This window comes from Aneurinibacillus uraniidurans (assembly GCF_028471905.1).
Lineage (GTDB): Bacteria > Bacillota > Bacilli > Aneurinibacillales > Aneurinibacillaceae > Aneurinibacillus > Aneurinibacillus uraniidurans.
The window spans coordinates 2,787,330-2,802,252 of the sequence record NZ_CP116902.1 but is presented as its reverse complement, the minus strand read 5'-3'; the positions used below and the strand labels follow the sequence as shown (position 1 = coordinate 2,802,252).

General features: G+C 46.1%; 15 protein-coding genes. 8 read left to right on the top strand and 7 right to left on the bottom strand.

Annotation, left to right across the window (positions count from 1 at the left end):
• Positions 1–70 precede the first annotated feature (70 nt).
• Genes PO771_RS13990 through PO771_RS13975 form a run of 4 tightly spaced genes read left to right on the top strand, consistent with a single transcriptional unit; the run spans position 71 to position 3,685 of the window.
• Positions 71–1,465, top strand: coding sequence for a GntP family permease (locus tag PO771_RS13990; RefSeq protein ID WP_272560308.1), 1,395 nt, complete (start codon positions 71–73; stop codon positions 1,463–1,465).
• A 57-nt stretch (positions 1,466–1,522) separates the two neighbouring features.
• Positions 1,523–2,212, top strand: a complete 690-nt coding sequence (locus PO771_RS13985; RefSeq protein ID WP_272560307.1) for a CoA transferase subunit A — start codon at positions 1,523–1,525, stop codon at positions 2,210–2,212.
• Between the two features lie 20 nt (positions 2,213–2,232).
• Positions 2,233–2,883 carry a CoA transferase subunit B gene (locus tag PO771_RS13980; RefSeq protein ID WP_272560306.1) on the top strand — a complete coding sequence of 217 codons (651 nt, stop codon included), beginning with the start codon at positions 2,233–2,235 and terminating at the stop codon, positions 2,881–2,883.
• 16 nt (positions 2,884–2,899) lie between these two features.
• Positions 2,900–3,685, top strand: coding sequence for a 3-hydroxybutyrate dehydrogenase (locus PO771_RS13975; protein ID WP_272560305.1), 786 nt, complete (start codon positions 2,900–2,902; stop codon positions 3,683–3,685).
• A gap of 63 nt (positions 3,686–3,748) precedes the next feature.
• Here the strand turns inward: PO771_RS13975 and PO771_RS13970 are convergent, their stop codons facing one another.
• Complete coding sequence (locus PO771_RS13970; protein ID WP_272560304.1) at positions 3,749–4,945, bottom strand: MFS transporter; 1,197 nt, start codon at positions 4,943–4,945, stop codon at positions 3,749–3,751.
• A 159-nt stretch (positions 4,946–5,104) separates the two neighbouring features.
• Here PO771_RS13970 and PO771_RS13965 point away from each other — a divergent pair, with 159 nt between their 5' ends.
• The gene (locus PO771_RS13965; protein WP_272560303.1) at positions 5,105–6,577 is read left to right on the top strand and encodes a SpoIIE family protein phosphatase; all 1,473 of its coding nucleotides are present in this window, start codon (positions 5,105–5,107) and stop codon (positions 6,575–6,577) included.
• 46 nt (positions 6,578–6,623) lie between these two features.
• Here the strand turns inward: PO771_RS13965 and PO771_RS13960 are convergent, their stop codons facing one another.
• The 6 genes from PO771_RS13960 to PO771_RS13935 all read right to left on the bottom strand — a co-directional run bounded on the left by PO771_RS13960 (position 6,624) and on the right by PO771_RS13935 (position 11,030).
• Positions 6,624–6,923 (bottom strand): STAS domain-containing protein, encoded by a 300-nt coding sequence (locus PO771_RS13960; protein WP_272560302.1) that lies wholly within the window; start codon positions 6,921–6,923, stop codon positions 6,624–6,626.
• 39 nt (positions 6,924–6,962) lie between these two features.
• Positions 6,963–7,364, bottom strand: coding sequence for an ATP-binding protein (locus tag PO771_RS13955; RefSeq protein WP_272560301.1), 402 nt, complete (start codon positions 7,362–7,364; stop codon positions 6,963–6,965).
• Positions 7,357–7,665 carry a hypothetical protein gene (locus tag PO771_RS13950; protein WP_272560300.1) on the bottom strand — a complete coding sequence of 103 codons (309 nt, stop codon included), beginning with the start codon at positions 7,663–7,665 and terminating at the stop codon, positions 7,357–7,359. The genes PO771_RS13955 and PO771_RS13950 overlap by 8 nt, the downstream gene beginning before the upstream one ends.
• Before the next feature lie 45 nt (positions 7,666–7,710).
• Positions 7,711–9,105, bottom strand: a complete 1,395-nt coding sequence (locus PO771_RS13945; protein WP_272560299.1) for a globin-coupled sensor protein — start codon at positions 9,103–9,105, stop codon at positions 7,711–7,713.
• 144 nt (positions 9,106–9,249) lie between these two features.
• A complete protein-coding gene (locus PO771_RS13940; protein WP_272560298.1) occupies positions 9,250–10,185 on the bottom strand; it encodes an AEC family transporter in 936 nt (311 codons plus the stop codon).
• A gap of 128 nt (positions 10,186–10,313) precedes the next feature.
• A complete protein-coding gene (locus PO771_RS13935; RefSeq protein ID WP_272560297.1) occupies positions 10,314–11,030 on the bottom strand; it encodes an iron-containing redox enzyme family protein in 717 nt (238 codons plus the stop codon).
• A 156-nt stretch (positions 11,031–11,186) separates the two neighbouring features.
• Between PO771_RS13935 and PO771_RS13930 the strand changes: the two genes are divergently transcribed.
• Genes PO771_RS13930 through PO771_RS13920 form a run of 3 tightly spaced genes read left to right on the top strand, consistent with a single transcriptional unit; the run spans position 11,187 to position 14,904 of the window.
• Positions 11,187–12,149, top strand: a complete 963-nt coding sequence (locus tag PO771_RS13930) for an ROK family glucokinase (RefSeq protein ID WP_272560296.1) — start codon at positions 11,187–11,189, stop codon at positions 12,147–12,149.
• Between the two features lie 17 nt (positions 12,150–12,166).
• On the top strand, positions 12,167–13,126 hold the full coding sequence (gene pfkA / locus PO771_RS13925) for a 6-phosphofructokinase (protein ID WP_272560295.1): 960 nt from the start codon (positions 12,167–12,169) through the stop codon (positions 13,124–13,126).
• A 35-nt stretch (positions 13,127–13,161) separates the two neighbouring features.
• The gene (locus tag PO771_RS13920; RefSeq protein ID WP_272560294.1) at positions 13,162–14,904 is read left to right on the top strand and encodes a phospho-sugar mutase; all 1,743 of its coding nucleotides are present in this window, start codon (positions 13,162–13,164) and stop codon (positions 14,902–14,904) included.
• The last annotated feature ends 19 nt before the right edge of the window (positions 14,905–14,923 follow it).

Here is a 14,923-nt window from a genome sequence, read left to right as displayed (position 1 = left end):
CAGCTTGCTTAAAGATTAAATAGAAATATCTTCTTGTTTGAAAACGCTTTTATTTAGAAAGGAGTAGTATATGGACATTATTATCATTTTACTGGCGCTATTTTTTCTCATGTTTGTTGCCTATCGCGGTTTTAGCGTCATTTTGTTCGCACCGATTGCGGCACTGTTCGCGGTGTTGTTGACAGAACCAGGTTATGTTCTGCCGTTTTTCTCCGGTGTGTTTATGGACAAAATGGTCGGATTTATTAAAAGTTATTTTCCGGTGTTCTTGCTGGGTGCAATCTTTGGGAAAGTCATTGAAATGTCAGGCTTTGCTAAGGCGATCACCCATGCAGTTATCAAGCTTATTGGACCGAGTCGTGCTATGCTAGCTATCGTCATCGTTGGTGCTGTGTTGACATACGGTGGCGTATCCTTGTTCGTGGTTGCATTCGCGGTATATCCGTTTGCTTCTGAATTGTTCAAAGCAGCCGATATTCCAAAACGCCTCATTCCAGGAACGATTGCGCTCGGTGCGTTTACGTTTACGATGGATGCATTCCCAGGTACGCCGCAAATTCAGAACATTATTCCGACTACGTTTTTTAAGACGGATACATGGGCGGCTCCGTGGCTTGGTTTTATCGGAGGCTTATTCGTATTCACTATCGGGATGATTTATTTGGAATCCAGAAGAAGGAAAGCAAAAGCAAATGGCGAAGGATATGGTATAGGACATAAAAATGAACCGGAACCACTTACAGATGAAAAACTGCCAAACGCCTTTATTGCGATTTTGCCACTTATAATTGTTGGCGTTTTCAATAAAGTGTTCACCGGCCTCATTCCGCAAATCTATGGCAAAAAATTTGATTTTGCAAGCATTAATATTCCAAAGGTGGCAGCTGTTGATGTGACGAAAGAAACGGCCATCTGGGCTGTTGAGGGAGCGCTCGTTCTGGGGATTTTGACGGTCTTACTTTTTTCCTTCACGCGAGTTAAACAGAATTTTAATACAGGGATTAATGCATCAATTGGTGGTGCACTACTGGCTACACTGAACACAGCATCCGAGTATGGATTTGGGGGCATTATTGCGCTGCTTCCGGGATTTAAAGCTGTGAATGCTGGGATGTCCCATACATTTACGAATCCCCTTGTGAATGAAGCGGTTACAACTACTACGCTTGCGGGGATTACGGGTTCAGCATCTGGTGGAATGAGTATCGCACTTGCAACGATGGGAGACAAGTACCTCGAGCAGGCAGAGAAGCTTGGCATCAATCCAGAAGTGATGCACCGTGTAGCGTCCATGGCATCCGGTGGTATGGATACGCTTCCACACAATGGCGCCGTTATTACGCTTTTAGCCGTAACCGGGCTTACGCACCGCCAGTCGTACATCGATATTTTTGCTATGACGCTCATCAAAACGCTAGCTGTATTTTTTGTGATTGCGCTGTACTATATGTTTGGTATTGTTTGATTCCGCTTTCATAAAAAGAAAGCGATTTCAATAAATTTCGGTTGAGGAGTGAGTCGAGTGAGTGTGTACACATCTATTGAACAGGCTGTAGACGGAATTAAAGACGGAGCAACGTTGATGGTTGGTGGATTTGGATTGGTAGGCATCCCGGAGAAGTTGATACTCGGCCTGCGCGATAAAGGCGTCAAAGACTTGACGATTATCTCGAATAATTGCGGAGTGGACGACTGGGGACTCGGTTTGCTGTTGCAGAACAAACAGATTAAAAAAATGATTTCTTCCTACGTAGGTGAAAATAAAGAATTTGAGCGCCAATTCCTCTCAGGAGAACTGGAAGTAGAGCTAGTACCGCAGGGCACGCTTGCTGAACGCATTCGTGCAGGCGGCGCGGGCATCCCGGCATTCTATACACCGGCTGGCGTCGGTACACCGCTTGCAGAAGGTCGTGAGGTACGCACATTTGACGGCAAGGAATACTTGCTTGAAACCGGACTAACTGCTGACTTCTCGCTTATCAAAGCATGGAAAGGCGATAAAATGGGCAATCTCGTGTATTACAAAACGTCGCAAAATTTCAACCCGATGATGGCTGCTGCTGGCAAGGTAACGATTGCTGAAGTAGAGGAACTTGTAGAACCGGGTGCAATCGACCCGAATACAATCCATACACCGAGCATTTATGTCCAGCGCATTATCGAATGCCAGAATTACGAAAAACGAATCGAACGCCGCACCGTGCAGGCATAAGACAAGGGAGGGAAAACGATATGGCAATGACAAGGGAACAAATTGCGAAGCGTGCAGCACAGGAAGTTCAAGATGGTTTCTATGTAAACTTAGGGATTGGAATTCCAACGCTGGTAGCGAACTACATCCCGGCTGATAAACATGTTGTACTTCAATCGGAAAACGGCCTGCTTGGTATCGGACCGTACCCGACAGAGCAGGAGCTGGACCCGGAGCTCATCAATGCGGGGAAAGAAACCATTACGATGACACCGGGTGCAAGTCTGTTTAGCAGCGCAGAGTCGTTTGCGATGATTCGCGGTGGTCATATTGACTTAGCCATCCTTGGGGGGATGGAAGTGTCTGTGAACGGTGATCTGGCGAACTGGATGATTCCGGGCAAAATGGTCAAAGGTATGGGGGGAGCGATGGACCTTGTACACGGCGCGAAGCGCATTATCGTGATTATGGAGCATGTAAATAAGCACGGTGAGCCAAAAATTTTGAATGCATGCACTCTTCCCCTTACAGGTAAAGGGGTTGTCGATCGCATTATTACGGACCGTGCAGTGATTGACGTAACAGAGCGTGGTCTCGAACTTGTCGAAGTGGCAGAAGGCTTTACAGTTGAAGAGATTAAAGCGTGCACGGAGCCGGAACTTATCGTTTCTGAGACGCTGATAGTGAAATAATAGGAGTCGACAGCATATGAGTACACTTGTACAGAACAAAACAGTATTTATTACCGGCGCGGCAAGCGGTATCGGGCTTGAGGTCGCTCGTGAATTCGCGGCAGCAGGTGCAAAGGTAGCAATTAGTGACCTGAATAAGGAAGCGGCGGTGAAAGCGGCGAAGGAATTGACTGATTCGGGGTTTACCGCGATAGGTATCGGCTGCGATGTGACAGACGAGCCGAGCCTGATAGCCGCGCTTGATGTGGCAGCCGAACAGTTTGGACGTCTAGATGTGCTAATTAATAATGCCGGACTACAGTTCGTGTCCCCTCTTGAGGAGTTTCCGACGGAGAAGTTCGAGCTTCTCGTAAAAGTGATGTTGACAGCACCTTTTATGGCAATCAAGCATGTATTGCCGCGTATGAAGGAACAGAGATTTGGCAGAATTATTAACATGGCGTCGATCAATGGGCTGGTTGGCTTCGCGGGTAAAGCCGCATATAACAGTGCCAAGCATGGTGTGATCGGGTTGACAAAAGTGGCCGCGCTTGAAGGTGCAGCGCATGGCATTACAGTGAATGCGCTCTGCCCGGGCTACGTAGATACACCGCTTGTTCGCAACCAGCTGACAGATCTGGCCCGCACTCGCAATGTACCGCTTACGAGCGTGCTCGAAGAAGTAATTTATCCGCTCGTGCCACAGCGCAAATTGCTGACACCGAAAGATATTGCCGAGTATGCGATGTTTATCGCGAGTGATAAAGCCGGAAGTGTAACCGGGCAGGCGATTGTCATTGATGGTGGGTATACGGCGCAATAATAAGCATGAAGAAGAGAGGGCACTTAGGCCCTCTCTTTTTTTATCCAGCAGGTAGAGCGTGCATCAGCTTTCAGCTATACCTTCCCGACCAAGGAAGCTTACGACAAGTACCGCAAGCGTTGTCATTAAAAAGAACAGTCCGAAAATCCAGGAAAAGCCGACATGCATTCCAATAAGAAGGCCGACTGCGTACGGTGCAATAATACCTCCGATGCGACCAAACCCGGCCGCCCAGCCAGTTCCAGTAGCCCGGAATAAGGTTGGGTATTGTTCGGCTGTATACGCATACGTTGCACCCCATGCACCGAGATTAAAGAACGACAGACAAATGCCGGAAATAAGCAGCGCCCAGATGTTCGGTGACAGGCCGAAAGCGAGTGAAGAGAGGGCAGACAGTGCCATAAATGTGACAAGTGTTGGTTTTTTACCCCAGCGGCTGACACAATAGGCTGCTGCGAAATAACCGGGGATTTGTACAAGTGTCATGAGAAGTACATATTCAAAGCTCTTAATAAGGGTAAACCCTTTCATAATCATAATGGATGGCATCCAGAGCAGCATCCCGTAGTAAGAGAAGACAGATGCGAACCAGAGTGTCCACAGCACAACCGTCGTGCGGCGATACGGAGCGGACCAGAGCAAGCGAATTTTTTCACTAAATGTTTGGGTGGTAATCTGGCGGGTGAAGGCAGGAGTTTCTGGAAGGGCACGGCGCAAATAGATCGCATACAATGCTGGAAGTGCTCCGAGGAACAGCCCAATGCGCCAGCCGTATTCAGGGATGATGAAGTAGGAAATAATAGCGGCGACAAGTGCACCAGCTGCCCAGAAGCTTTGGAGCCAGACAACCCATTTGGCACGATGCTGCTGCGGGGCGGCTTCAAGTACATACGTGGTGACAACAGGCAGCTCGCCTCCCAGACCAAATCCGACAACGAAGCGAAGCGCCATAAAGATGGTAAGCGTAGCAGCAAAGGCATTTAGGCCTGTTGCGATGCTGTAAATAAGCAGGGTGACGATAAACAGACGTTTGCGACCATAGCGGTCTGCCCACAACCCGGCAAGTGCGGCACCAAGCGCCATTCCAATAAAGTTTATGGTACCGACAAGTCCCATCTCAGTCGGTGTAAGCCCCCACTGTACTTTTAAGGCAGCAAGTACAAACGAAAGAATACCGACATCCATCGAGTCAAATAACAAGCCGAGACCGGAAATACCAAGCATGCGAAATGCTTGTTTTTCCTTTTTTTCTGTATGCATATATGGGTTCACCCTTTCTTGGTGTGGATGCTTCAGTATATTCATAAGCGGATTTTTTGCTCAGAGAAGAGAAGGAGGTATTAAATTTTTCAAAAGCATAAAAAATTTGGGTGTTTATGATAAACTGAAAGTTATAGAACATAATACAGGGGGAGAACGATGGAAGGTGAACAGACGCACCGGCAAATCGAGAGAATGATGGATTCGATTCCGGAAGCTTTTTTCGCCGTTGATCGGAATTGGCGGTTTATATACATAAATAGAGAAGCGGAGCGTATTTTTCATGCGAGCCGCAATGAGCTTCATGGGAAAAATATGTGGAATGAAATCCCGCATACGATAGCCCCGTCCTTTCAGACGCAGTATTTCAAGGCGGTGCATGAAAAGCGTCCGATTGAATTCGAGCAGTATATGCCAGAGACGAAGCAGTGGTTTGAGGTTCATGTTACACCGTTTGATGAAGGGCTTTGTGTATACTTTCACGATATTACGAGCCGGAAAGAATCACATGAGAAGCTCCTGCAAGCGTTGGAGACGAATGATCATCTCGTTAGTGCTGTTGCTAATACGATGACAGGCGTCACCATTTCTGATCCACGACTACCGGACAACCCGGTTATTTTTGCTAATAAAGGGTTTGAGACGCTAACTGGATATTCTGTAGATGAAGTGGTCGGCCGTAATTGTCGGTTTCTTCAGGGGCCAGAGACGGACGCGGTAGCGGTAAAACAGATTAGACGGGCTATTAAGCAACGAGAGTCGATTACGACTGAATTATTAAATTACCGTCGGGATGGTAGTGCATTCTGGAATGATCTGACGATTAGCCCGATTTTTGATGATGAAGGCGAATTGATTTATTTTGTCGGGCTGCAAATTGATGTGACCCGTCGTAAGCATGCGGAACAGGAACTCAAGTCAGAACTTGAGCTAGCTAAGCACGTACAGCAAAGTGTGCTCAGTCTGCCCATTCAGCAAGACAATATTGAAATAAAGGCAGCGTATATCCCGTCTGAGCAACTGGCAGGTGACATGTATTGTTGGTATCAGATCGATAAGAATCGATACGGGATTATGCTGCTTGATGTAGTGGGACATGGGATTAGTGCTTCTTTGATCAGTATGTCGATTCGCTCGTTACTTCAGGGGTTGATTACCCGTCTCGTTGATCCGGTGCGGGTAATGAAAGAATTGAACCGGCATATGAACGATTTATATCAGTCGCAGAGTCAGATACAGTCGTATTACTTTACCGGCTTATATATCGTTGTGAATACAAAAGAGCGGACGATTGAATATGTGAACGCTGGGCATCCTCCTGGTTTGCTTTGTAGCGCTGGCAATGCACCTCTTTTGCTCAATGAAGGTGGACTTCCAATTGGATTAGTACCTAATGTGCCAGTGGAGAAAGGTGTTCTATCGTATGAGGGGCCGATACGAATCTTTTTATATACAGATGGATTAATTGAGAGAAAGGGAGAGTCGTCTTTTCAGAATATCACCCGTCTTGCTGATTTTTTACAGGAGTATCATGATCATGAAACAGGTAAGGTGATTGAGGACGCGGTTGAGCTATTTAACGATGGACGGATCGAGGATGATATTTGTCTAGTAGCGATTACTCTTCGGTAATTGATGCGTATAAAGAAAAGGCATGCCTTCGGTGCATGCCTTTTCTTTATACGATTTCTACAAGGCTATCAAGCTTGCAGATTTGTAAAATGTTTTTAACAGGGACGCTTGTATTAATAACCGTAACGCGATGGTGGGAGGTAAGGGGATGAATCCAACTAATTAAAAATCCCACACCGGTGCTATCAATAAATTTAACGCGCTGAAGATTAATAATCAGATGAGATACTGTTTTGGGAAGAGGAATTTCCCGAATTTTTGTTTCAAGCTGGCGCACAGTTTCAAAGTTGATATCTTCTTTGAACTCAAATGTTGCTTCATGCGCTTGAATTGAGTAATTAATCATAAGGTAGGCTCCTTTTATTAAATTACGTATAGAAACTTCTTACGGACGATCAAAGAGAACATGAGCGATTTTGCCGTTGTCTTCAAACGAAAATTCCTTGCTAATTGTTTTTACAATGAATAATCCCCTGCCTCTTGACTGATCTGGAGTAGGAAGATCAGCCAAAAGGCATGTCTTCCAATCAAAGCCCCCGTCTGGATCTTCGATTTGAATCATAATCTCGCTCTCTGTCCAGTTAATGCGGACGAATACGTAGTGATCGATCTGGGAGTGATTATGGCTGATGATATTCAAAAGAATCTCCCAGATGGCAAGATAGAGTGAGTAGTGAATCAAACTTTCTTCTGTGATGTCCAGATCAGTATGTAGATCGAACAAAATCTGATCCACATAACTCTTCAGATTTTGTTCATTCAGACAGGAAAATTCATAGTTACGCATGCAACTGTTCCAGAAGAAGTTTTAGATACGGATGACGGAACGTATCCTGGTGCTCTAAGCGATACAGTTGGCTCCAGAGTGAATTGTATGTGGAGCGGTATTCTTCTGGAACTGTATCAGCAAAGTAAAACTGAAGTTGAAGCAGGCGCCATTTACTATAATTCCGATTTTCTGGAATGTTTTTGATGACCCCCATATCCATGCGGATGATTTGCTCATTTACTTCATGCAGCAGCACTTCGGTCATTTCTTGTAAGGAAGCGAAGTGACGGCCTTCATATGAGAATTTTTTTGTATTCATCGAATGCTCCCACCTATGCCCTGTATTTCGTTGCTATGGACGAGCTTATTTATTGATGTTGAATTTATCATTAAGCTGATTGCTGAGCATGCTTAGTTCTTCCGCCATTTTGGCTACTTGTTCCGAAGCAGTCGAGATTTCATCGAATGTCTGCTGGAAATCAAGAATATAGCTACCCACCCGTTGGATTTTCTCACTATTGGAACGAACCTGGATAGATGAATTGTCCATAATGCTCATAATTGCGGTGTTAATCTCACGGAAGCGGCTTGTTTGGCGAGCGATTTGTTCAAATGAGTTCTCAAATGATGTGACGTTATTTTGTACCATAGAGATTTGTTCGTGAATATGGTCAAGTGCTGCCTGGGTTTGCATGGCAAGATTACGAACTTCTTTTGCTACAACGGTAAATCCGCGTCCATGTTCCCCTGCGCGTGCCGCCTCGATGCTTGCATTCAAGGATAGAACGTTTGTTTTATTAGAGATCGCATGGATAACCTGAACGATTTCGCCGATTTTATTTGAGCTTTCGATGAGTTCTTTAGAGCGGACACGCGTTTCGTCCATAATTTCAACGATAAGATCAATTTCTTTCAAGGCATTTGAAATCTCGACTTTTCCACCTTCAACATCGTCTACCATTTGAAGTGAGCTGCTTTGAATATCGCGTGTTCCTTCAAGCATTTGGGAGACATGCTCTTCTTTTTCGCCGATGGATGCACTTGTTTCTTCAGCGGTTGCCACAAGCATCTCGGATGATTCGTTGAGGCGATGCTGAATGCGTTCGATTTCATTGAGGCGCATCATGGATGAAGTGTACGAATCGATATATGTAGCAATTGCAATCTGCATATCAAAAGAACAAAGTTTCTGGAATGAAAGAAACGACTGATGGGCTTCGTCAAGTGGAAGCTCACGGAGTAACATGGTCAATACCTCATTTTGAATGAGCGTATACGCTCCGATATACCATTCGGGGAACAGGTTAATACGGTTATGTACACTGCCGATAATTTTCCGGCGAACGATATAGTCTTTACCGATATCTCCTGATGTCATATCAAGCAGATAGCGCTCTAGTGTTTGGCGAAGTTTCTCGACAGAACTATGGTTGCTGATGATTGTCATCAGAGCTGGAACTTGTGAAAGTTTCTCATAAAATGTATTTACAATGCCTGCGACGTTTTTCTCGAAAATGGGGCGCAGAGAAACGAGACGCTGCAGATCCGATTCGCTTAAACCTACAAATTGAGCTTTGGAACTTTCAGAGCTTTCTTTGAGTTCTCTAATAGAACGGGATACATCTGGGGTAATAGAAAGGGAGGTACCAGATGTATGCGCTGCCTGCGTCTGTCCGGCTTCTACTTTGTTACCACCTTTAAAAAAACTGATGGCTCCTTTTTCATCTCCAAATAACCCCTTAAACGGACAACCCATCATACTTGCTATCCCCTTTACTATAAAAAATAATTGAATCTTTGATGATTATATCATGACCTGCATATAAAAAGTCATACTTTTATACTAAAATAAGTTACAACAGCCTCCTGAATCACAGGAGGCTGTTGTAGTATGCGGTTATAGTTATTGAAGTAAATAAAATCCAAATGCAGTCATAAGTGGAATCGTTGGAATGGATAATAATGTAGAAAATACTGTCATCGTTGCTCCGTATTCTTCATCTGCCGAATAACGGGCAAATAAAATGGAAGCGAGCGTAAGGGAAGGCATAGCGGTCTGTACAATAATAGTATGAACAACTTCGACCGGAAGCGGGATAATTTTAAGTAGTAGTGCACAGCATACCGGGAAAATAAACAGTTTGAGAGCAAGTGGCATGCTGATATGTCCGATCGCAGGTGTTTTCTTCTTAATAAGTGTTGGAATAAGCATCCCGATATACATCATTGCAAGCGGGGAAGCGAGATTCGCCAGTGATTCTGTTAGATGAGCCACAACGGGCGGTGGTGAAAGATTTAAAATGGCAATGATCATCCCTACAAAAATGGCGATCATAGGAATATTCACGAGTTCACGCAAGGATCGTAGGCTAATGCGTACATGAGGCTGAAGGATCATAACGCCAAGCGTCCAGATCGTAAAATCAAGTCCTGCATCAAAAATTGCAGCTAGTAACGCGCCTTTAGGTCCGAAAATAGCAGAGCAAAGTGGGATACCAATAAATCCAGTATTGCCAAGACCAGATAGGAGTGCAATTTCGCGTGCCTTATCCGGTGTCATGCGAGCAGCACGAGCAGACAGAAAGCCAAGTCCCACTCCAAGACTATTTAGAATAACCGAACAGACAAATGTAAGTAGAACAAGAGCCAAAAAATCTTGATCGACTTTTGTTTGAAAAATGCCATGAAAAATAATACATGGCATGGCAACATTAATAATAATAGCCATAAGTAGCTGTCTTCGCTCAACCGTAAATGGAACGGTTCGGGTAAGCAGCGCACCGATCACAATCATGGCGGCCATAACAGCGATGGATGACACAACAGTTGAAATTTCCACGATGTCCCCTCTTTTCATTAGCAAAAATATTCTCTCTATTCGGTATAATAGCGGTACTAGGAGAGAAAGTAAACGCTTAAATATGCATAAAGAAAGGATACGCGTTTTGGCGTATCCTTTGGCATATATTAGAGGAGACTTTTCATACGTTCGTACAATCCCTGATAGAAGCGTGCTTCCGAACGCGTAATGTACGCGCCAGCCCGGTACATATGTTCAAGTTCCTGTGGCGATGTGAAGCGTGTTAAGATATTTTTGCACAGCTGATAGTGACGTGGTTCATGTTCATCAGCATGAACCGTCCAGAATGTTACATCAAGTTTGCGATCTTTATTGTAATTTGGATGCTGCAGGCCTTCTCCAATCAAGCCCATTACTTTACCTGCAAACAGCTCGGAGCCAAATCCGATCGACGCCATTGCTTCGAGTGATGTGGCATGACGCAAAAAGAGCAGGAAGGACGTTACCGCTTCTTTTGCGGCTTGCGCTACTGGATAATCAGGAACGTATTTTTCGTTCGTCGGAACATCTGGAGCAGCGGTTGTAAGAAAAGTATGGTAGAGGAGAGAGTGATAATGAGCGGGATTGCCGCGTCCACCCTCGTCCCATAAATTATCAACAAGTGGAACCCACCAGTCGTCTTCGGGTTCCACCGCTGCTACAGCTGCACCAAGTACGCGAGGGAAATTGCGGCTGTAGTAGCTATATTGCAGAGCGAACTCGCGCACCTGAAGAGGTGTCCATTCGCCTGCAAGCAGGGACTGCATGAAATCTCCCTGAATAATTTCTTCTTCTACGATCTCCCAGATTTTTTGTTCAACCTGTTCATAACTTGTAAACTGCATATATACTCATCCTCCTGGATCATATGGCTGCCGAATTCGTTTGGTACAAACTTTTATATTATACTCATGCGTAGAAAGAAAAAGTCAAGGGGGAAAGTGAAAAGGTTGTGACAGGCTATTATAATAAGGAGAGAAGCAGGGACAGGAGGAATGTGGGTGTTTGTCTGTTATGATATAGGTGGCACAAACATAAAAGCGGGGCTTGTAGAGCCGAATGGAGCGATTCGGGTTCGTGCGAGCATCCCGACTCCAGCAACAAGCGGGCTGGATGAGTTTTTACAGGTGCTGGCGGATATACGTACTCGGTTGTGCGTAACTGGCAATGTTGCGATTTCCTCTGTTACAGCAGCAGGACTTGGTATTCCCGGATTCCTGGATGTGGAATCTGGTAGAGTGAGGCAGGCCGTGAACCTTGGTTGGCGGGATGAGCCGATTGCTGAGCTTGCAAGACAGAAGCTGGATGCTCCTGTATATGTTTTAAATGATGCGAATGCAGCGGCACTTGGTGAAGCGTGGTGCGGAGCTGGACAAAATATTCTCGATTTGCTTTGTGTAACACTTGGAACAGGGGTAGGTGGCGGTACGATTGCAAATGGGAAGATTGTAAGCGGCCATCTTAATCTCGCTGGCGAGATTGGGCACATGTGCGTGCGCCCTGAAGGCGGGCGTGTATGCGGCTGTGGGGCTGTGGGGTGTCTGGAAACAGAAGCGTCTGCAACAGCACTTGGCGTATACGGGATGGAAGCAGCTTGCTCCGGTGCTTCCCAGGTACTAGCGCACATAAAGGAAGCGGTCGGCCGTATCACCGCTTATGATGTGGTACAGGCAGCAAAAAAAGGAGATGTGCAAGCGAAGGCTATTATAGAAAAAATGGCGTATTATCTTGGGTACGGATTGGCCAACGCTTATACGGTAACAGCTCCCGGTCGTATCATCATCGGTGGTGGGGTTGCAGCTGCCGGTCGTGTGTTGTTTGATCCGCTGTTCCATTTTTTTGACCGGTTTATTTTTTCAAAGGAAGTGCGCGGACGGGAAGTAATTGTGCCCGCGCTTCTTGGGAATGACGCCGGAATCGTTGGACTGGCCCGATGGATACAGACGAGTGAATCATCAAAGTAGGAGAGGATGACATAGTTATGAAGCGAATTGCAGTGTTAACAAGCGGGGGAGACGCACCAGGCATGAATGCGGCGGTGCGGGCGGTTGTACGGCACGGTCTTGCCTGCGATATGGAAGTATATGGGGTGTATCACGGATATGCAGGCCTGCTGGCTGGTCAGCTGGAATTGATGAATGCGAGAAGTGTCGGTGATATTATTCAGCGTGGCGGTACGATGCTGTACACAAGTCGTTGTGACGAATTCAGAACAGATGCTGGTCAGCAGAAAGCGATTGAACAACTGCGAGCAAACGAAATCGAGGGGCTAGTTGTTATCGGAGGAGATGGTTCATTTCGCGGTGCACAGGCGCTAACCAAGAAAGGATTTCCGACAATTGGGATACCGGGTACGATTGACAATGACATACCGGGTACTGAAATGACGCTAGGATTTGATACGGCGGTCAATACAGTTATTGAAGCGATTGATAAAATTCGTGATACCGCTACATCGCACGAACGTACATATGTAGTAGAAGTGATGGGACGTCATCGTGGTGATATTGCACTGTGGGCTGGACTCAGTGGTGGGGCTGAATCGATTCTGATTCCAGAGATTGAGCATGATATGAACGAAGTGATTCAGCGCCTCATGGAGGGACACAAACACGGCAAGAGGCATAGTATTATTATCGTATCAGAAGGCGTTTGTCCGGCTTCTGTGATTGGAGAACAGATTAAAGAGGCGACCGGGTTCGATACACGAGTTACGGTACTTGGACACGTACAGCGTGGAGGTTCACCAAGTGCGTATGATCGTATGCTTGGCAGTCGTTTGGGAGCAAAAGCTGTCGATTTACTGCAAGCAGGCGAAGCGGGTAAAATGGTTGGGATTTGGCAGAATCGTATTGTTGCGGCTACATTCGATGATGTATTTAATGGTGTGCTTAAAACGGATAACGCGATGTACGAATTGAGCAAGAGCTTGTCGATCTAACTTTAGAGTATAAGATGAAATAAGGGGAGACAGAGATGACGTGGAAACAAGCGTATACACGCTGGGCGGATTACATACAACTGGATGAAGAAATTAAGCATGAACTCCAGGAAGCAAGGCAGGATGAGCACAAGCTAGAAGAATGGTTTTATCGCGATTTGGAATTCGGCACAGGGGGGCTGCGCGGAGAGATCGGGCCAGGAACGAATCGGATGAACATCTATACGATCCGCAAGGCAACAGCAGGACTGGCTCGTTGGATTGAAGCTCAGGGGGAAGAAGCAAAAAAGCGTGGTGTCGCCATTGCGTATGACGTGCGGCGTAAATCAAACGAATTTGCTCGTGAAGCTGCACGTACGCTTGGTCGACATGGCATTCGCGTGTATTTATTTGATGAGCTGCGCCCGACACCGGTGCTTTCTTTTGCTGTGCGTCATCTGGGAGCGTATGCCGGGATTGTGATTACAGCAAGCCACAATCCACCGGAATACAATGGATATAAAGTGTATGGACCGGATGGCGGTCAGCTTCCGCCTGCTCTGGCAGACGAAGTAATTGGATACGTAGGGCAAATCGAAAACGAACTGCTCATTGAAGTAGCTGACGAGGATGAATTAAAGCGGACAGGGCTTCTGACGATGATTGGAAAAGAAGTGGATGAAGCTTATATCGACGAGCTTCGTACGCTGTGTCTGAATCCGGAGTTGGTACGTCAAATGGGCGATCAAGTGCGCATTGTCTTTACTCCGCTTCATGGTACAGCCAATAAGCTGGTGCGGCGTGGGCTTGCTGAGCTTGGATTCTCGCAGGTTGCAGTTGTGGCTGAGCAGGAGAATCCTGATTCTGAATTTTCGACTGTACAGTCGCCGAATCCAGAAGAGCATGCGGCGTTTAAGCTGGCGATGCGTGATGGCGAGAAGTTCGATGCAGATTTGCTGCTTGGTACTGACCCGGATGCAGATCGAGTCGGTGTAGCAGTAAAGGGCGAATCTGGTGAATATGTGGTGCTGACTGGCAATCAGACTGGAGCACTGCTTCTCGATTATATTGTTTCCCAAAAGCAGAAAGCAGGTACGCTTCCTGTGAATGGAGCGGTGTTTAAGACGATTGTTACGTCAGAGATTGGCCGTGCGATTGCTGCGCGATATGGGCTGACAACGATGGACACGTTGACGGGCTTTAAGTTTATCGGAGAGAAAATTCGCGAGTATGAAGAAAGCGGCGCGTTCACATTTGTGTTCGGATACGAAGAAAGTTATGGTTACTTGATCGGTGATTTTGTGCGGGACAAAGATGCGGTGCAGGCATGCCTATTGGTAGCTGAGGTCGCTGCACATTACAAGTCACGCGGTATGACGATATATGAAGGATTGCAAGAAATATTCCAGAAATACGGATACTATCTTGAAGATCTAGCTTCTCTTACGCTTAAAGGCAAAGAGGGGGCAGAAAAAATTAGCGGACTTCTGTCTGCGTTTCGTGAAGCGCCGCCTGAAGCGATTGGTGGACGAAGTGTGGTCATATGTGAAGACTATAAAGCAGGAATCCGTTCTTATAGTAGGGAAGCACGTACCGAAGCTATTTCGCTTCCTGTTTCGAATGTACTAAAATACATTCTTGCAGATGGTTCCTGGTGCTGCGTTCGCCCATCTGGCACAGAACCAAAAGTGAAATTCTATTTTGGTGTTCAGGGGAAAAGCATGGAGGAAAGTCGAGCCTTACTCGCCTCACTTAAATCCGACATGCTGCAAAAGGTAGAAAGCCTGCTTCAGGTATAATAGGAAAAGGGAGTCGCAG